This is a genomic window from Corynebacterium sp. Z-1, assembly GCF_031844665.1.
Classification (GTDB): domain Bacteria; phylum Actinomycetota; class Actinomycetes; order Mycobacteriales; family Mycobacteriaceae; genus Corynebacterium; species Corynebacterium sanguinis.
Genome location: NZ_CP134621.1, coordinates 1,872,990 through 1,891,920 on the forward strand (window position 1 = coordinate 1,872,990; position 18,931 = coordinate 1,891,920).

The 18,931-nt window shown below is 66.3% G+C and carries 15 protein-coding genes; 12 read left to right on the plus strand and 3 right to left on the minus strand.

Annotated elements, in window-relative coordinates; translation table 11 throughout:
- Positions 1-8: 8 nt before the first annotated feature.
- From RIU96_RS09170 to galE, 3 genes are all read left to right on the plus strand, one after another.
- On the plus strand, positions 9-1,004 hold the full coding sequence (locus RIU96_RS09170) for a sigma-70 family RNA polymerase sigma factor (RefSeq protein ID WP_136651144.1): 996 nt from the start codon (positions 9-11) through the stop codon (positions 1,002-1,004).
- Positions 1,005-1,148: 144 nt separating this feature from the next.
- Positions 1,149-1,838, plus strand: a complete 690-nt coding sequence (locus RIU96_RS09175; RefSeq protein ID WP_144318183.1) for a metal-dependent transcriptional regulator — start codon at positions 1,149-1,151, stop codon at positions 1,836-1,838.
- A 31-nt stretch (positions 1,839-1,869) separates the two neighbouring features.
- Positions 1,870-2,856 (plus strand): UDP-glucose 4-epimerase GalE, encoded by a 987-nt coding sequence (gene galE, locus RIU96_RS09180; protein ID WP_144318182.1) that lies wholly within the window; start codon positions 1,870-1,872, stop codon positions 2,854-2,856.
- A 3-nt stretch (positions 2,857-2,859) separates the two neighbouring features.
- Here the strand turns inward: galE and RIU96_RS09185 are convergent, their stop codons facing one another.
- A complete protein-coding gene (locus RIU96_RS09185; protein WP_144690746.1) occupies positions 2,860-3,978 on the minus strand; it encodes a DUF4192 domain-containing protein in 1,119 nt (372 codons plus the stop codon).
- A 230-nt stretch (positions 3,979-4,208) separates the two neighbouring features.
- Here RIU96_RS09185 and RIU96_RS09190 point away from each other — a divergent pair, with 230 nt between their 5' ends.
- Genes RIU96_RS09190 through hrpA form a run of 4 tightly spaced genes read left to right on the plus strand, consistent with a single transcriptional unit; the run spans position 4,209 to position 12,819 of the window.
- Positions 4,209-5,288: a PAC2 family protein gene (locus tag RIU96_RS09190; protein WP_144690748.1), complete on the plus strand. Its 1,080-nt coding sequence runs from the start codon at positions 4,209-4,211 to the stop codon at positions 5,286-5,288.
- A 59-nt stretch (positions 5,289-5,347) separates the two neighbouring features.
- Positions 5,348-7,912, plus strand: a complete 2,565-nt coding sequence (locus RIU96_RS09195) for a DEAD/DEAH box helicase (RefSeq protein ID WP_144690760.1) — start codon at positions 5,348-5,350, stop codon at positions 7,910-7,912.
- A 35-nt stretch (positions 7,913-7,947) separates the two neighbouring features.
- Positions 7,948-8,904, plus strand: a complete 957-nt coding sequence (locus RIU96_RS09200) for a hydrogen peroxide-inducible genes activator (RefSeq protein WP_144741968.1) — start codon at positions 7,948-7,950, stop codon at positions 8,902-8,904.
- Positions 8,905-8,919: 15 nt separating this feature from the next.
- Positions 8,920-12,819, plus strand: coding sequence for an ATP-dependent RNA helicase HrpA (gene hrpA / locus RIU96_RS09205; RefSeq protein WP_259810127.1), 3,900 nt, complete (start codon positions 8,920-8,922; stop codon positions 12,817-12,819).
- Between the two features lie 149 nt (positions 12,820-12,968).
- On the opposite strand, the gene nrdR is transcribed toward hrpA, so the two are convergent.
- Entirely contained in the window at positions 12,969-13,427 is a 459-nt protein-coding gene (gene nrdR / locus RIU96_RS09210; RefSeq protein WP_136651137.1) for a transcriptional regulator NrdR, read from the minus strand.
- A 55-nt stretch (positions 13,428-13,482) separates the two neighbouring features.
- Complete coding sequence (locus RIU96_RS09215) at positions 13,483-13,851, minus strand: hypothetical protein (RefSeq protein ID WP_144779590.1); 369 nt, start codon at positions 13,849-13,851, stop codon at positions 13,483-13,485.
- A gap of 223 nt (positions 13,852-14,074) precedes the next feature.
- On the opposite strand from RIU96_RS09215, the gene lexA reads away from it, so the two are divergent.
- From lexA to RIU96_RS09240, 5 genes are all read left to right on the plus strand, one after another.
- Entirely contained in the window at positions 14,075-14,764 is a 690-nt protein-coding gene (lexA, locus tag RIU96_RS09220; RefSeq protein ID WP_136651135.1) for a transcriptional repressor LexA, read from the plus strand.
- Between the two features lie 134 nt (positions 14,765-14,898).
- Positions 14,899-15,684 carry a transcriptional regulator SugR gene (locus tag RIU96_RS09225; protein ID WP_136651134.1) on the plus strand — a complete coding sequence of 262 codons (786 nt, stop codon included), beginning with the start codon at positions 14,899-14,901 and terminating at the stop codon, positions 15,682-15,684.
- Between the two features lie 86 nt (positions 15,685-15,770).
- The gene (locus tag RIU96_RS09230) at positions 15,771-16,751 is read left to right on the plus strand and encodes a 1-phosphofructokinase family hexose kinase (protein ID WP_144779588.1); all 981 of its coding nucleotides are present in this window, start codon (positions 15,771-15,773) and stop codon (positions 16,749-16,751) included.
- Positions 16,752-16,754: 3 nt separating this feature from the next.
- Entirely contained in the window at positions 16,755-18,626 is a 1,872-nt protein-coding gene (locus tag RIU96_RS09235; protein ID WP_144779586.1) for a PTS fructose transporter subunit IIABC, read from the plus strand.
- Positions 18,627-18,658: 32 nt separating this feature from the next.
- Positions 18,659-18,928, plus strand: a complete 270-nt coding sequence (locus RIU96_RS09240) for an HPr family phosphocarrier protein (RefSeq protein WP_136651131.1) — start codon at positions 18,659-18,661, stop codon at positions 18,926-18,928.
- The last annotated feature ends 3 nt before the right edge of the window (positions 18,929-18,931 follow it).

The following is an 18,931-nucleotide window of genomic DNA, read 5'->3' on the forward strand; positions in this document are numbered from 1 at the left end:
TAACAAACATGACTCAACCGGATCATGCTCCCGCCGCTGATCAGGAAGAAACCGTCGATCGCGGCAGTCGCCGGAACCAGACGAATGACAATCCGTCGGCAGACTTGGTCCGCGTGTACCTCAACGGCATCGGCAAGACCGCGCTACTCGACGCCGCCGAGGAGGTGGAGCTGGCCCAGCGCATCGAGGTCGGGCTCTACGCACAGTTCCTTTTAGACGACCCCGACACCAAGCTCACCCGCGCGAAGAAGCGCGACCTGAAGATCTTGGCCAAGCAGGGCCGCCGCGCGCGCTCGCACCTGCTCGAGGCGAACCTGCGCCTCGTTGTCTCCCTGGCAAAGCGCTACACGGGCCGCGGTATGCCGCTGCTTGACCTGATCCAGGAGGGCAACCTCGGCCTGATCCGCGCGATGGAGAAGTTCGACTACGCCAAGGGGTTCAAGTTCTCCACCTACGCCACCTGGTGGATCCGCCAGGCAATCACCCGCGGCATGGCCGACCAGTCGCGCACCATCCGCCTACCAGTCCACCTCGTGGAGCAGGTGAACAAGCTCTCGCGCATCCGCCGCGAGATGTACCAGTCCCTGGGCCGCGAACCCACGAACGAGGAGCTGTCGGAAGAGTCCGGCATCGAGGAGTCCAAGATCGAGATGCTGCTGCGCCAGTCGCGCGACCCGGTCTCCCTCGACATGCCCGTCGGCGCGGACGAGGAGGCTCCCCTGGGTGACTTCATCGAGGACGCCGAGGCAACCGACGCCGAGGACGCCGTGGTTTCCAGCCTGCGCCACGACGACATCCAGGACATCATCGGCGGCCTGGAGCAGCGCGAGCAGGACGTGATCCGCCTGCGCTACGGCCTTGACGACGGTGTGCCCCGCACCCTCGACCAGATCGGCCGCCAGTTCGGCCTGTCCCGCGAGCGCGTGCGCCAGATCGAGCGCGAGGTCATGGCGAAGCTGCGCGTCGGCGAGCGCGCCGACCGGCTGCGCGATTACGCGATGTAGCAACACCGGGCGCGCCCGGGCGGATTGACGGTTCACCGCCCGGGCGCGTTTTTGCGTTTGTTAGGATGTGTCCAAGAATCGCTAGGCACGCGGCGGCGGGTGCGCTGCTGGCGGCCGGCATGAGCGTGAGAGGGATTGGCAAGCGTGCGTGACCTAGTAGATACGACCGAAATGTACTTAAGAACGGTCTACGAGCTGGAAGAAGAGGGCATCATTCCGATGCGCGCGCGTATCGTTGAGCGCCTCGACCAGTCCGGGCCGACCGTTTCCCAAACCGTCGCTCGCATGGAGCGCGACGGCCTGATCGTCGTCGAGCCGGACCGCTCACTGTCGCTGACGCAGGTCGGGCGCGAGCGCGCCACCGCGGTGATGCGCAAGCACCGCCTCGCCGAGCGCCTGCTTACCGACGTCCTCCAGCTCGACCTCTCCCGTGTCCACGAGGAGGCGTGCCGCTGGGAGCACGTGATGAGCGAGGAGGTGGAGAAGCGGGTCGTCGCGGTGCTGCACAACCCCTACCGCTCCCCCTTCGGCAACCCGATCCCCGCCCTCGCGGAGCTCGGCGTGGACGAGGACGCCTCCCTCGAGCACGGCACCCGGGCGATTGATCTGGATCTCAGCTCGCCGGTTGAGGCCCGCGTGGTGCAGATCAGCGAGATTCTGCAGCTCAACCTGCCCGTCTTCCGTGAGCTCGCGGCGGCGAAGATCGGCATCGACAGCACCGTCACCCTGAGCCGCGGCGACGACGGCGACATCCTCGTCGCCTCGGGGTTAGGCTCGACCGTGACGCTGAGTGACGACATCGCCCACGCGTTCCGCGTCAGCCCCACCGCCTAGACGCGGCCCACCCCAGAAGGAAAGGCCAGCCATGAAACTCGTTGTCACAGGCGGCGCCGGATACGTCGGAAGCGTCTGCGCCAAGGTGCTTGTCGACGCCGGCCACGACGTCACCGTCATCGATGACTTCTCCACCGGCAACCCCGAGGCCGTGCCCGCGGGCGCCACCCTGGTCGAGGGCCGCATCGGCGACTTCATCGACGCCACGCTGGCCAGCGGCGACATCGACGGCGTCCTGCACTTCGCGGCGCGCTCGCTCGTCGGCGAGTCCATGGAGGTGCCCCACGAGTACTGGCGCGACAACTTGGTCACTTCGCTATCGCTTCTCGACGCCATGCGCACGCACCAGGTTCCCAAGCTCGTGTTCTCCTCCACCGCCGCGACCTACGGCGAGCCGGAGACGGTGCCGATCACCGAAGACACCCCGACGAGGCCAACGAACCCCTACGGGGCGACGAAGCTGGCCATCGACTACGCCATTACTTCCTACTGCCAGGCCTACGGCCTGGGAGCGACGAGCCTGCGCTACTTCAACGTCGCCGGCGCGCACGGCGCGATCGGCGAGAACCACAAGACCGAAACGCACCTCATTCCGCTGGTCCTGCAGGTCGCGCTGGGCTACCGAGACAAGATCATGATCTTCGGCGACGACTGGCCCACCAAAGACGGCACCTGCGTGCGCGACTACATCCACATCCGCGACCTCGCCGACGCCCACGTGCTCGCCTTGGAATCCAGCACGCCGGGCGAGCACCGCATTTACAACCTGGGCTCGGGCGACGGCTACTCCGTGCGCGAAGTCATCGAGGTGTGCCGCGAGGTCACCGGGCACCCGATCCCCGCCGAGGTCGCTCCCCGGCGCGCCGGCGACCCGGCTGTGCTCATCGCCTCTTCGGAGAAGATCCAGCGCGAGCTTGGCTGGGATCCGACGCGCACGCAGCTGCGCCGCATCGTTGAGGATGCGTGGGAGTTCACCCGCGAGCTCGGCGATCGCTCCCACGCAGCCCCCAAGCGCTAGAACTCACTCCCCTCCTAGGGTGGCGCGCGCGGTATCGAACACCGCCCACGCCATCGCGCAGCCCGACTCGGCTGTCTCGACAAGGTTTTCCTGCAGGCCGTTGTGCAGCATGGTCAGCAGCAGCTCCGACAGGCTATGGCCGGGGACTTCCTCCTGGGCGCAGGACAGCGCCACCACGGCCCACGAGCTGAGGTGGCGGGAGGTGGCGACGGTAGCCCACAGGGTCAACGCATTGGCGCGGATTTCACCGCGGTAAGCCTTGGCCACCCACAGCAGGGCTGCTGCCGCGCTTTGCGGGGACTTCAGCGCGTCAATCACCAGCAGGTCGCGCGACCAGCGCATCGCGAGCATCGCGGCGAGGTCTACCCCGTCGCCCGGGTGGGCGAAGATGCTGGCCCTCCCCGGGCGCGCCACCTCGTGGATCATCGGGCGCGGGCGCAGCTCGTGCAGCATCGCGCAGGCGTTATCAATCTCGGCTGCGAGCGTGGCTGTGTCCGTGTCGCGCAGCAGCGCGAGTTCGGTGGCGCGGCGTGCGGCGGCGGCAGGGTCGCAGTCCGGGTGGGTTGGGTCGATATCGTCCCACGCCTCGAAGAAGCGGAACGTGTCCGCGCGGTCGAGTTCCGGCAGTGCCCCATTGTGCAACAGCGGCTTCATTGAGGGCGAGGAGACGACGCACGGCACCGTGCCGGAGATCCACTCCTCACCGCGGTCAACGTGCGCGAGATGCGCTGGGTTAGGGCCGAAGACGATGGTGTACGGGGTGCCGTGGGCAATTTCGGAGACGTGCCAGCAGGCGTCAATAAGGGAGGTGCCCTCGGCGGACGAGAAGTTGAACAACAGCTCCTTGGTCTCTTCCACCAGCGTGGAATTGGGGATGCGGCTGATGATGACCGCGTAGAAGGCGATGCATTCGCCACCGGGGGTGTCGATGAGTGCGGGTAACATGTGGTGGGTGTGGGCAAGGTCAGCGCGCATGACAGGACCCAGGCGGGTCGTGCCGTCGCTGTCCGCGGGGTAGATCCCGACGATGACGGTAGATTCTTGGGGGTAGAAGCCGAAGATTCCCGGCAAGGCGGCGATGATGTCTTGTGGTCCGTTCAGTGTCCCTGGAGTCAGATCCATATTTACTAAGACTGCTCGCCCGTAGCACAGGTTCCATCGGGTGGATGTGCGCCTGTGGATAAGTCAGTGTTATCTACAGTTATCCACAGGACCCCGCCCCGACGTGGCGCTAGGGCGCCGCATCCGGCACAATGGAATGCTCGATATGGGAATGTTTTCGCCCGCCCCATCGTTGTTCCAAGCAACGAATAGATGGGCGAGAGTCGGCCCAGGGATGCAAAGGAGCACAGATGACGGACCAAGAACGTCACATGTATGAGCTGGAGTACCCCGCCCCCGCAGTTGGGGAAGGGCCAGCCGGACCAACCCTCATTATTGCCATGCAGGGCTACGCTGACGCGGGTCACGCCGTCGAGGGCGCTGCCGACCACCTCAAGGCTGCGTTCGAGTCGCGCACGGTGGCGACGTTTAACAACGACGAGCTGATTGATTACCGCTCGCGGCGGCCCATTGTCACCATGGCGCACAGCGAAATCACCAGCATGGAGGACCTCCAGCTGGACATGCGCGTGCTGCGCGACACCGAGGGCCAGTCATTCCTGCTGCTCTCCGGCCCGGAACCCGACCTGCGCTGGGAGGCGTTTAGTGAGGCCGTGGCGGACCTGGCGGATCGCTTCAACGTGGACAAGACCATCTGCCTCTACGCCGCGCCGATGGGCGCGCCGCACACCCGCCCCCTAGTCGTGTCCGCGCACGGCAACGACCGGGAGCTCGTGGGCACGATGTTCACCTTCGACGGCATGGTCACCGTGCCGGGCTCGGCCGCGATTATGATTGAGCGCGTGCTGCACGGCCGCGGCCGCAAGGTGGCGGGCTACACGGCGCACGTTCCGCACTACGTCTCGGCCTCTCCCTACCCCAGTGCGACGTACCAGCTGCTGCAGTCGGTCTCTGATGCCAGCAACCTGCAGTTCCCGCTGCGCTCGCTGGAGCACGACATGCAGCGCGTCTCGCGCCAGCTCGCCGAGCAGACGGCGTCGTCGCAGGAGATCTCCCAGGTGGTCGCTGCCCTGGAGCAGCACTACGATTCGGAGATGCAGGAGTACCGCGACCGCCACCCGAACGCGATGATGCCGGGTGAGTCGCAGATGCCCAGCGGCGAGGAGATCGGCGAGGCGTTCGAGAACTTCCTCTCAACCATCGATGACCGCGACTACGACAGCTTCGGTGAGCGCGCCCTACCCTTCGGCGAGGACGTGGACAGCCGGTTGGCGGACCACTACACCACCGACCTGAGCGAGCCGGACAGCGCCGAGCGTGACGACGATGACGACACCGGCGCGCAGGGCGCTCTGGACGACGACCAGTAGGAGGCCGCGTCGTCGTGTCGGGGCCCTCGGCTACGGTTGAGGGCGTGACTTTAGCCGACATGCTCCCCGACCTCGCCGACGTCCCGGAATCCCTCTTCGATGAGGTGGTGTGGGACGTGTTCAACTCCTGGACCCGCGAGCGTGGAATCACGCTATACCCCGCGCAGGAGGAGGCGTCGCTTGCCCTGCTGACCGGCGAGAACGTTATTCTGGCGACCCCGACCGGGTCGGGCAAGTCGATGGTGGCAAACGCGGCGCACTTCATCGCGCTCGCGCGCGGGCAGCGCTCGTTCTACACCGCACCGATCAAGGCACTGGTCAGCGAGAAGTTCTTCGCGTTGTGCGAGATCTTCGGACCTGAGAATGTCGGGATGATGACGGGCGACGCCACCGTGAACGCGCACGCCCCGATCATCGCCGCGACCGCGGAGATCGTCGCCAACATCGCGCTGCGCGAAGGCGAGCGGGCCGCGATCGACCAGGTGGTCATGGACGAGTTCCACTACTACTCCGAGCCGGATCGCGGATGGGCGTGGCAGGTGCCCCTGCTTGAGCTGCCGAAGGCCCAGTTCCTGCTCATGTCGGCGACCCTCGGCAACACCGCGTGGCTCGAGGAGGACCTGACCAAGCGCACGGGCCGCCCCACCACCTATGTCGGTGGTTCGCAGCGGCCCGTGCCGCTGGACTTCCACTACGTGTTCACCCCGGTCCACGAGACGCTCGAAGAGCTTCTCGACGCCGGCAAGGCCCCCATCTACGTCGTCCATTTCTCCCAACGCGAGGCCACCGAGCGCGCCCAGGCGCTGACCAGCATGAGCATCGTCACCGCGGAGGAGAAAAGGCGCATCGCGGACGAGATCGGCGATTTCCGTTTCACCACCACCTTCGGCAAGACGCTGTCATCGCTGTTGCGCCGGGGCATCGGCGTGCACCACGCGGGGATGTTGCCGAAGTACCGCAGGCTCGTCGAGAAGCTGTCCCAAACGGGCCTGTTGAAGATCATCTGCGGCACGGACACCCTCGGTGTGGGCATTAACGTGCCGATTCGCACCGTGCTGATGACGGGCCTGGCCAAGTACGACGGCACCCGCCAGCGGGTCTTAAAGTCGCGCGAGTTCCACCAGATCGCGGGCCGGGCGGGGCGCGCGGGTTTTGATACGGAGGGCACGGTCGTCGTTGAGGCACCGGAGCACGAGATCGAAAACGTCAAGCTGCGGCGCAAGGCGGGCGACGACCCGAAGAAGCTGAAGAAACTTCGCAAAAAGTCCGCCCGCGACGGTGAAGTGTCGTGGTCGGAGAAAACGTTCGAGCGCCTCACCACCGCCGAACCGGAGGAGCTGACGAGCCAGTTCCGGGTGTCCAACTCGATGCTGCTGAACGTCGTGGCTCGCCCCGGCGACGGGTACGCGCACATGATGCGCCTGTTGCGCGACAACCACGACACGCGGGCCAAGCAAAACCGTGACATCCTCACCGCCGTCGAACTGTTCCGCGGGCTCGTCAACGCGCAGGTGGTCGAGCGCACCCCGGATTCGCCCGCGATGCGCCCGTACACGCTCACCCGGGAGTTGGACCGCGATTTCGCGCTCAACCAGCCGCTGTCGCCCTTCGCGCTGGCGTTTTTGACCGTCCTCGACCCGGAGTCGGAGACTTACGCCCTGGATGTCATCTCCACGTTCGAGGCGATCCTGGATGATCCACGCCAGCTTCTCCAGGCGCAGCAATCCGCGGCGCGCGGCGAGGAGATTGCCGCGCTGAAAGCCGATGGCGTGGACTACACCGAGCGCATGGCGCTGATCGAGGACGTGACCTACCCCAAGCCGCTCGAAGAGGAGCTGGAAGCGGCCTACGAGACGTTCACGCAGGGCAACCCTTGGGCCAAGGAGTTCCAGCTCTCGCCCAAGTCGGTCGTGCGCGACATGATCGAGCACGCGATGACGTTTTCGGACCTCATCGCCACCTACGGCCTCGCGCGCTCGGAGGGTGTGATCCTGCGCTACCTCACCGACGCCTGGCGCACCCTATCGCACTCCATCCCCGAGGCCTTCCTCAACGACGAGCTGGGCGACATCATCGCCTGGCTCGGCGAGCTCGTCCGCCAGGTCGACTCCTCGCTCATCGACGAGTGGGCGCACATGGCCGATGAGGATTCGCCGATCTCGCAAGAAGCGCTCGAGCGTGAGCTCGCGTTCGGCGTCGAGGACCCCTCGGCCCTGACGGCCAACCGCCGCGCGTTCCGCGTAATGGTGCGCAACTACTTCTTCCGTCTCGTCGAGCTCTTCGCCTTCGAAAAGGAAGACCAGCTCGCCGAGATGCTCGCCTACCTCGACGACCCTGACAGCGACGCTGAGGCCGCCGGCCCCGCCGCGCCCGACTGGCCCGCGGAGATGGACGACTACTTCGACGAGTACGACGATGTCGTGCTCGACGCCGACGCGCGCGGGCCGGAGTACTTCCGCATCGAGAGCGAGAGCGGCCGGCAGTGGCCGGTTGTGCAGGTGCTCAAGGACCCGGCGGGCGAAAAGTCCTTCCAGCTCCACGGCGTGGTGGACCTGGATGCCTCGGACCAGGCAGGGGAAGTGCGCCTGAGTCAGCTGGTGATGAAAAAAATTTTAACTAACTAAGCAAACGGGAACTTTCGTACCGTAAACTCATAGGCATGAGCAATAAAGAGTACCGCCCGACCCTCGCTCAGCTGCGGACCTTCGTCACCATCGCCGAGAACAAGCACTTCGGCGCTGCTGCTGCCAAGCTCAACATCTCCCAGCCGTCGCTGTCGCAAGCCCTCGTCGCGTTGGAAACCGGACTGGGTATCCAGCTCATCGAGCGCTCCACGCGGAAGGTGATTGTCTCCCCGGTCGGTGAGGAACTGCTCCCCCTTGCTCGCGCCACCCTCGAGGCGGCGGATGCCTTTGTCACCCGTTCGCGCGGCGCACTCGGTGTGCTCTCGGGCCCGCTCACGCTCGGGATTATCCCGACGCTGACCCCGTATATCCTCCCCGACTTTCTCAAGGAATCGAGCAAGCACTACGCGGACCTGAAACCCCAGATCGTCGAGGAGCAAACTCCCGCGCTTCTTGATCAGCTCCGCGACGGCTCCGTCGACGTCGCCATCTTGGCCGTGCCGGCGGGCCACCCCGGAATGCGCGAGTCCGTGCTGTTCCGCGAGCGCTTCGTCGTTGTCACACCCGAGGGCCACCCGCTCGCGGGCCGCCGCGACCTCACCCTCGACGACCTGCGCGAGCTCGAGTTGCTGCTGCTTGACGACGGCCACTGCCTACGAGACCAGATCATCGACCTATGCCGGATCGCCCAGATGAGCAACCCGGGCAACGGGGAGTACTCCACGCGCGCCTCCTCGCTGACCACCATCATGCAGCTCGTCGTGGCGGGGCTGGGCTGCACGCTGGTTCCGGAATCCGCGGTGGCGACCGAGTGCACGCGGCCGGGTTTGGGGCTCGCCGCTTTCGCCCCGTCGGTTGCGGCGGAGCGCACGATCGGTCTGGTCAGCAGGCCGTCGTCGGCACGCGCGGTCGAGCACCAAGCGCTCGGCGAGCTGATCACGCGGGCCCACGCCAAGGTGATCCAACGAAGCAGGAGCATCATCGACGGCTAGAATCGTTCGGCAGATATGAACGATTCCTCCCACCCCTCCCGCGGCGAGCTCCTCTCCCGCCTCGATAGCCTGCCGCTTGCCGAGGTGCGGCGGTTTCGCCGTCGCCTGGACAAGGCCCGCGCGCCGCAGGCGCTTCGCGCCATCGCCGACGACCTCGACGCCGCAGCCGCCACCGTTGCGGCGCGCGATGCCGCGGTGCCCGACATCACCTACCCCGAGCAGTTGCCCGTCTCTGCGCGGCGCGACGACATCATGGAGCTCATGCGCAACCACCAGGTGGTGGTCATCGCGGGTGAGACGGGTTCGGGCAAGACCACCCAGATCCCGAAGATGCTGCTCGAGCTGGGGCGCGGCCGCCGGGGTTTGATCGGCCACACCCAGCCGCGCCGGCTCGCGGCACGCACCGTCGCGGAGCGCATCGCGGACGAGCTCGGCCAGAGCGTCGGCGAGACCGTGGGCTACGCCATCCGCTTCGACGACCGCGTCTCCCCCACCACGGCGGTCAAACTGATGACCGACGGCATCCTGCTCGCCGAAATGCAGCGCGACCGCTTCCTCAACGCCTACGACACGATCATCATCGACGAGGCCCACGAGCGCTCGCTTAACATCGACTTCCTCCTCGGCTATCTCAAGCAGCTCCTGCCCCGGCGCCCTGACCTGAAGGTGATCATCACCTCTGCGACGATCGATCCGCAGCGCTTCGCCGAGCACTTCTGCGAATCCGACGGCACCCCGGCCCCGATCATCGAGGTCTCCGGGCGCACCTACCCCGTCGAGATCCGCTATCGCCCTCTGGTGGAAACCGTTGGCGGCAAAGAGACCGACGTGGACATGATCGACGGCGTCGTCGCGGCCATCGAGGAGCTGATGCGCGAGGGCGAAGGCGACATCTTGTGCTTCTTCGCCTCCGAGCGCGACATCCGAGACTGCATGGAGGCCCTGGAAAAGAAGCACTGGCGCTCCGTGGAGGTCACCCCGCTGTTCGGGCGGCTGTCCAACGCCGAGCAGCACCGCGTGTTCTCCCCGCACTCCGGCCGGCGCATTGTGCTGTCGACCAATATCGCCGAGACGTCGCTGACGGTCCCGGGGATTCACTACGTGGTGGATACCGGCCTGGCGCGCATCTCGCGCTACTCCACACGCACGAAGGTGCAGCGACTGCCCATCGAGGAGATTTCCCAGGCCTCGGCCAACCAGCGCTCCGGGCGCTCGGGCCGCGTTGCCGACGGCATTGCCATCAGGCTCTACTCCGAAGAAAACTTCAACGCCCGGGCCGAGTTCACTGACCCGGAAATCCTGCGCACCAACCTTGCCAGCGTGATTCTGCAGATGATCTCGTTGCGTCTCGGCGACATCAGCGAGTTCCCCTTTCTGCAGCCCCCGGACCCGAAGTCGGTGCGCGATGGTCTGGCCGTGCTCCACGAGCTCGGCGCCACCAGCGACAAGGAGCGTAACGGCGCGCCCGTGCTCACCGCGATCGGCCGCGACATCGCCCGCATCCCGGTCGACCCGAAGATGGCCCGCATGCTCGTCGAGGCCAACCGCCTCGGCGTGCTTGACGACGTCACCGTCATCGTCGCCTACATGACCATCCAGGACGTGCGCGAGCGCCCGCTCGAGTTTCAGGCCCAGGCGGATCAGGCGCACGCGCGCTTCAAAGACAAGACCTCCGACTTTCTCTCCGCGCTCAAGCTGTGGGACTACATCGGCGAATCGCGCGACGAGCTGTCCGGCAACGCGTTTCGCAAGCGGATGAAGCGCGAATTTCTGCACTACATGCGCATCCGCGAGTGGTATGACCTGGTGCGCCAGCTGCGCGACGTCGAAAAGCAGCTGGGCTTCTCGCGCGCTGAGAACGTTGCCAACGAGCGCGACTCGGACGCGATCCATAAGTCGCTGCTCACGGGGTTGCTGTCCAACATCGGGGCGCGCGAGGGCAATTCGAAGGAGTTCCAGGGCACCCGTGGCACGAAGTTCATGGTCTTTCCGGGATCGGTGCTGGCGAAGAAGCCGCCGGAGTTTCTCATGGCGGCCGAGCTGGTTGAGACCTCGCGGCTGTGGGCGCGCGACGCCGCGCGAATCCAGCCCGAATGGGTGGAAACGGCCGCGGGTGGGCTGCTGAAGCACAGCTATTCGGAGCCGGTGTGGTCGCGCAAGCGCTCGGCCGCGATGGTGCACCAAACGTCGCTGTTGTACGGCCTGCCGATCGTGCGCGACCGGCTCGTGCCCTACCACCGCGTTGACGCCGAGGGCGCGCGCACGATGTTTATCCGCCACGCGCTGATCGGCGGCGATTGGAACCGACACCACACATTCATCGACCACAACGAAGCGATGCTTGCCGACGCCGCAGCGGTCGAGGACAAGGTCCGCCGCCGCGGCATCGTGGTCGACGAGGACGCTTTGTACGACTTCTACGACTCGCGCCTGCCCGCCGACGTGACCACCGCGCGCCACTTCGACTCGTGGTGGAAGAAGAAGCGCCACGAGGACGCCAGCTACCTCAACTTCGACCCGAACGACCTGGTCAACGACGATGTCGATGCCTCCGACTCCGACTTCCCCACCGTGTGGCGCCAGGGGTCGATCGACTACGCGCTGCGCTACACCTTTGAGCCCGGCGACCCGCTTGACGGTGTGACGGTGGAGGTCCCCGTGCCGCTGTTGGCCGGCTTCGCGGCCACCGGCTTCGATTGGCTCGTCCCAGGTCTGCGTGCGGAGCTGGTTACCGAGCTGATCCGCACACTGCCCAAAGCTCTACGACGTTCCGTCGTCCCCGCCCCGGACTTCGCAGCCATGGCGCTGCCGAAGCTCACGCCGCGGGAGCAGCCGCTGACCGACGACCTCGCCGAAGTCCTGCGCTCTATCGGCGGCGCGGGGATCAACGGCAGCGATTTCCGGCCCGCCGCCCTGCCGCCGCACTTGAAGATCACGTTCGCGGCGATTGACAAGCGCGGGGAAATCATCGACCACGACAAGGACCTCACGGCGCTTAAAAGCCGCCAATCAGGCAAGATCCGCTCCTCGGTGTCCAAGGCGAGCCGCACCGCCGAGACGGCCAGCGCACCCAAGTGGACTGCCCACACGCTTGGCGAGGTCCCCGAGACCGTCACCACCACGATCGACGGCAACCAGGTCGACGCCTACCCTGCGCTGGAGGCAACGGCCAACGGCGTCAAGGTCACGGTTCACCCGACGAAGGCGGCCGCCGACGCGTCCATGCTCACGGCGACGCTGACGCTTCTGCTGCGCGAGATCAACGTCAACGTCTCCCAGATGACCAAGGGGCTGCCGCTGCGCCAGAAGGTTGCGATAGACAACTACCCGCACGGTGGTGCGGCGGGGCTTGTCGACGACGCCCGCGTCGCCACGCTGCGCGACCTGATGGTCGCCGCCGGTGGCCCGGTCCGCTCCCCGGAGGAGTTCGACGCGCTGGTGCGTGAAATCAAGCCGAAGGTCAGCGCCGAGGTGCGGCAGAAGGTGGTTGCGCTCGCGCCCGTGCTTGTGGAGTACTCCGCGATCTCGCAGGAGCTGGAGAAGTGGACCGGCCCGGCGATCGACGACATGCGCGGGCAGCTCGCATTCTTCCTCCCCGCCCACGCGATCACCGTCCACGGGATGGCGTACCTTCGGCACGTCCCGCGCTACATCGACGCGATGCGGATTCGCTTGGAGGACATGGCGATAGACCCCGACCGCGACGCTGACCGCCAGGACGTTGTCGCGGCAACCCACGCCTACCTCAAGGCGAAGCTGCGCACGCTGCCCGCCGGGCGGGAGAAGACGAAGGACGTCAAGGACATTCTGTGGCGGATCCAGGAGCTGCGGGTGAGCTTGTTTGCCCAGCGCCTGGGCACCCCGAAGCCGGTTAGCCAGCGTCGCATCGAAAAGCTTATCGACGCCGTCCGCTAGCGCCCGGGGTGGGTAATCCGAGCAGCCGGGGACATACACAAGCATATTTTCCTGAGAGGCGATGCAATCTGCGGAAACGCGATGATGCGGTGTTCTATCAGTCGATCTGCGGACACGGCGAACACCCGACATCCCCCGGTGCGAGACCTCTAGAAGTCCTCGCGGTCGCGGCGGCGCATCAGGCGGATTTCGGATTCGAAGTCGTCGGCGGATTCGAAGGACTTGTATACGGAAGCGAAGCGCAGGTATGCGACCTCGTCGAGGGCGCGCAGTGGCTCGAGCACCGCGAGGCCGACGTCGTTGGCGTCGACCTGGGAGCTGCCGTGGCTGCGCACGGTCTCCTCTACTTGTTGGGCGAGTCGCTTGAGAGCGTCGTCGGACACGTCACGGCCCTGGCACGCGCGCCGCACGCCGCTGATCAGCTTGTCGCGGTCAAAGGGCTCGCTGACGCCGTTGCGCTTGACCACCATGAGGATGGCCTTTTCCACGGTGGTGAAGCGCCCTGCGCAGTCCGAGCACTCTCGGCGGCGGCGAATTGCAGATCCGCCGTCGATCACGCGGGAGTCAAGCACCCTGGACTGTTCGTGGTGGCAAAACGGGCAGTGCATGCGCTCGATTCTACCGCGCGCGTCCTCCCCCGCCGCGGCCACTGCAGCGCGGGATCTAGCGCACGGATGCTGCGGTGACCCCCGAGGTCGCGTCTGCAACCTGATCCGAAGAATCGCCGGCGAAGGCACCGCCCGCCGCAGACCCGAGAATCAGGGCAAGACCGAGGGCCGCACCCATGAGCAGGCTAACCCGATTTTCGTGGCGAGTTTCGAACATGTCGGAATTTTGCGCACCTGCGCGAACAGTGCCGGCGTTCACGCGTTCAGAGTTTCGATGCACCGGGCTAAGCGTTCGAACATGGCGCGCGCCCCTCGAGATGATTTCCGCCTCGGGGAGATCCCACACCGCGGCGGGAAGCGTCGGCGCGGTAGCGGAATTGAACGAAGTATGTGCAGCGTGAGGGCGGTCGATTTGAATGGTCATGGTGTTCTCCTTTGTTGTCTGACTGCAGTGTAATTTCAAGCCGGACATCATCGAACATTTAACCCGCTCGTATGTTCGAGTACGTCTATGTGTTCGATTTATAGCACGGGGGTCCGACTTTGTCCACACCATGGCCTAAAATGTCGAACAAATTTGCCACTTCTGGTACTTTTGCAAGCAGACCACGTTTTTCGCCGACCCACACGAACTCTCAGGAGCAGCCATGCCACGCAAGAAGGACGACCCGAACAACCTCGACATGAGCGTTCTGTCTGATCGCCAACGTCGCATTCTCGAAGTAATCCAGGACGCCGTTGTTCTACGCGGTTACCCGCCAAGCATCCGCGAGATCGGCGACGCCGCCGGCCTGCAATCCACCTCTTCTGTCGCCTACCAGCTCAAAGAGCTGGAGAAGAAGGGCTTTTTGCGCCGCGACCCGAACAAGCCGCGCGCCGTGGACCTGCGCCACCTCCCCGACTCGCAGAAGAATTCGCGCAAGGCCAAGCCGAAGGCCGCCCCGACCCCCGAGGACGCGTCCGCGCCCCGCTACATCCCAGTCGTTGGACAGATCGCCGCTGGCTCCCCGATTCTCGCCGAGGAGAACGTGGACAACTACTTCCCGCTTCCCCAGGAGCTGCTCGGCGACGGCGAGCTCTACATGCTCCGCGTCGTCGGCGAGTCCATGCGTGACGCCGGCATTCTCGACGGCGACTGGGTCGTGGTGCGCTCCCAGCCCGTGGCGGAGGAAGGCGAGTTCGTCGCAGCGCTTCTCGACGGCGAAGCGACCGTGAAGGAGTTCCACAAGGACGCCACCGGCGTCTGGCTCCTCCCCCACAACGACGCGTTCTCCCCGATCAAGGGCGACGAGGCGGAAATCATGGGGCGTGTCGTGTCCGTTTTCCGCACCCTCTAACGCGCGTCTGCGCCCGACTGCTACCCCCACTTGAGGGCTTTCGGGCGCAATCCCACTTAAGCGGGCAGCCTTCTTTTGCAACAATGGCGTGCGTCACTTGTTCACCGCACATCCAACCTGAGGATTGTCCGCCCATGTACGCAGAGGAACGCAGACGACAGATCGCGTCGTTGACCGCCATTGAGGGCCGCGTCAACGTCACCGAGCTGGCAGACAAGTTTGACGTTACTGCCGAAACAATCCGGCGCGACCTAGCCGTCCTCAACCGTGAGGGCCTGATCCACCGCGTTCACGGGGGCGCGGTCGCCAGCCAGACGTTTTCCACCACCGAGTTCTCACTCGACGCGCGCTCGCGGTCGGCATCGACCGCGAAATCCGCCATCGCCCGCAATGCACTGCAGTACTTGCCGGAGCAATCCGAGGGCGGGATCTTCCTCGACTCGGGGACGTCGATTAGCGCCTTTTCCACCCTGCTGGCCTCGGACCCGCGCGCGGCGTCCTGGCCGATTGTGACCAACTCGCTGCCCATCGCGCTCGAGTTGTCCACCGCGGGCCTGCCGCACGTGCAGTTGCTCGGCGGCTCGGTTCGCGCGATTACGCAGGCTGTCGTCGGCGCGATGGCGCTGCGCTCGCTCGCCCTGATGCGCGCCGACGTCGCCTTCATCGGCACCAACGCGCTCAGCGTCGACCACGGACTGTCCACGGCCGATGCCCAGGAGGCCGCGATTAAGACGGCGATGGTCACCAACGCCCGCACCGTTGTTGTGCTGTGCGATTCGACCAAGCTCGGCAACGACTACCTGGTCAGCTTCGCCTCGCTGGACGAGATCGACGTCCTCATCACCGATTCCGGCGCACCGGAGTCGATCGTCAGCGAGCTGTCACAGCACGGCATTGAGGTAGTCCTCGCCGAGGCGTAGCGTCCGTCACAGCCGCCGCGCCCGCATTGACCGTTCGGGTACGCCCGGACATACTTGGAAGTTAAAACTGGGAGGAGCCCGCAGAAGTGATCATCACATTCACGCCCAACCCAAGTATCGATGCCACTCTCGAGCTCGACTCCCTCGAACGCGGCGGCGTCAACCGCACCATCACCGCGCATAGAGAAGCCGGCGGCAAGGGAATCAACGTCTCCCACGCCTGCACCAACGCGGGCCGCGACACCCTCGCCATCGCCCCCTGCGGGCCGAGCGACCCGTTCACTCTCATTTGCCGCAACGCTGGCATCCCGCTGAAAGGCATCCCGATTTCCGGCGCGATCCGCACGAACACCACGCTCACCGAGCGCGACGGCTCCACCACCAAGGTCAACGAAACGGGCCCGCTTTTGCGTGACGACGACGTCACCCGCATCACTGACATCCTCATCTCCACCGTCGCCGAAACCCGCGCCGACGCCGTCGTCATGGCCGGCTCCCTGCCCCCGGGCGCGCCGCCCTCGTGGTACGCCACGCTCGCCCAGGCCGTGCGCATGGCCTGCCCGGGCGCCGTTGTCGCCATCGACACCTCCGACGCGCCGCTGGCGGAGCTCGGGAAGAATCTGGCAGACGCCAAACCGGATGTGATCAAACCCAACGCGTTCGAACTCGCCCAGCTCACCGGCGCCGACGGTGACGCCTTGGAGCGCCAGGCCGCGTCGGGCGACTACCGCAGCATCGTCGTCCACGCTCGCAAGCTGATCAGCGACGGCGTGAAAGAGGTGCTGGTCACCCTCGGCTCGGCCGGGGCGTGCCTGGTCACGGCCACGGGCGCGTGGGCGGCCACCGCTCCCCCGATGACGACCCGCTCGACGGTTGGCGCGGGCGATAGTGCGCTGGCCGGCTACATCATGGCCCGCGTCGAGGGCGCCGACCCCTGCGAGTGCCTGCGCCGGGGCGTGGCCTACGGCTCGGCCGCGGCCGCGAAACCGGGCACCGGCATCCCCTCTCCCGACGAGGTGGACACGGTCAATACCCACGTGGTTGCACTTGAGACGGAGCCGAGGTAGCCGGTGGACAGTCCGGACCTCATCAGGCTCGAGCTCGTCGCCCTCGACGTCGACGCCGGCGGGCACCCCCGCGAGGTCATCGCGCACCTCGCGGGCCTGGTCGAATCCGCCGGCCGCACCAACGACTCCGCGCAGCTCATCGCCGACGTCACCGCGCGCGAAGGTAAGGCCCCGACGGGCGTGGCGGGGCGCATCGCCATCCCGCACGCCCGCTCGTCCGCCGTGAGCGTGCCCACGCTCGCCTTCGCGCGGCTTCGCCACCCGGTCGACTTCTCCGGCCCCGACGGCCCCGCCGACCTCGTGTTCCTCATCGCCGCCCCCGCGGACGGTAGCAAGGCGCACCTGTCAATCCTGTCGACGCTCGCCCGGGCGCTGGTGCGTGAGCAGTTCGTCGAGAAGCTGCGCGCGGCCACTGACCCGCAGGCCGCTGTCGAGGCCATTGCCGCGCAGCTCAACCACAAGAAGAAGCGCCGACGCATCGCGGTTGTCACGGCGTGCCCCACCGGTGTGGCGCACACGTACATGGCCGCTGACGCGCTCACCCGCGCCGCCGCATCGCGTGACGACGTCGAGCTGCGCGTCGAGGCCCAGGGCGCCACCGGCACCCAACCGCTCGACCCCGACTTCATACGCGGCGCCGACGCCGTGATCCTCGCCCACGACGTCGCGGTACGCGGCGCCGAGCGATTCGAGGGCAAGCCGCTCGTCGACGTGCCCGTGCGCCGCGCAATCAACGAGCCCGCGCAGCTTATCGACGCCGCCCTCAACGCCACCGAAACCTCCACCGAGCCCAGCACACCCGCGCGCATCTACCGCGCCGTGATGACAGGGGTTTCCTTCATGGTGCCCTTCCTCGCCGCCAGCGGGCTCCTGCTCGCGCTGGGCACGCTGATCGACGGCACGGACGTCTGGGCCGAGGTCGCCCGCGGCTTCTCCCTCGCTGACCCGCACGGGGGTCTCGATCGCTCCGGCTGGCTGCCCTACCTCGCGGCGGTGCTAATAGTCACCGGGCAAGCAGGAATAAACCTGGCCGTATCCGCCCTTTCCGGCTACATCGGATTCGCGCTCGCCGGCCGCGCGGGCATCGCGCCTGGGTTCATCGGCGGCGCGGTCTCGGTCATGCTCGGCGCGGGTTCTCTCGGCGCGGTGGTCACCGGCATCGTCGCGGGCGGGGTCGCGCTGTGGATCCGCGGGATCAACGCGCGTGCCCTGGAGTCGTTGAAAACCACTGTGGTCAGCCCGCTGGTGGCAACGCTCGCGGTGCTATTCCTGATGGTCGGCGTTATCGGCCGCCCGCTCGCCGCCCTCTCGGCGGCGGTTCAGGGCTGGCTCGGCGAGATGGGAAGCACCTCGGCGATCCTGCTCGGGGTGGTCGTCGGCGCGATGATGTGTGTCGACCTTGGCGGGCCGGTGAACAAGGTCGCTTACGCCTTCGGGGCGGCGGGGCTGACCGCGGGCACCCAGGCCAGCTACGTCATCATGGCCGCGGTCATGGTCTCCGGGATGGTGCCGCCGCTGGCCCTGTCGCTGGCGACGCTGCTGCGCGCCAGCGCGTTTACCCCGGCGGAGCGCGCCGCCGGGCGAACCATCTGGCTGCCCGGCCTGGCGTTTGTCACCGAGGGCGCCATCCCGTTTGCGGCCGCCGATCCCGCGCGCGTCATCACACCACTAATGCTCGGCGGGGCAACCGCGGGAGCGGTGTCCATGGCGCTTGGCACGGGGGTGAGCGCGCCGCACGGCGGGATCTTCGTCATCTTTGCTTTTAGCCCGTGGTGGGGCGTGTGCGTGGCATTAGCTTCGGGCGTTGCGGTGGGTGCGTTGGCTGTGGTCGTCGCTAAGCAGGCAGCTCTCGGGCGCCGGAAAGTTTCCACGTAGAATTGAGACCAACTCAACGAAAGGATTTTCACATGGCTTCCAAGACAGTAAAGGTCGGCTCCACCGTGGGCCTGCACGCACGCCCGGCAACCGTCATCGCGGATGCCGCTGGCGAGTACGACGACGAAATCGTGCTCACCCTGGCGGGCGGCGACGAGGACGACGAGACGGATGCCGCATCCTCTCTCATGATCATGGCCATGGGTGCGGAATTCGGCGACGAGGTGACCGTGACTTCCGACAACGCCGAGGCCGTGGACAAGATCGCGGCCCTTATCCAGCAGAATCTCGACGAAGCTTAGGCG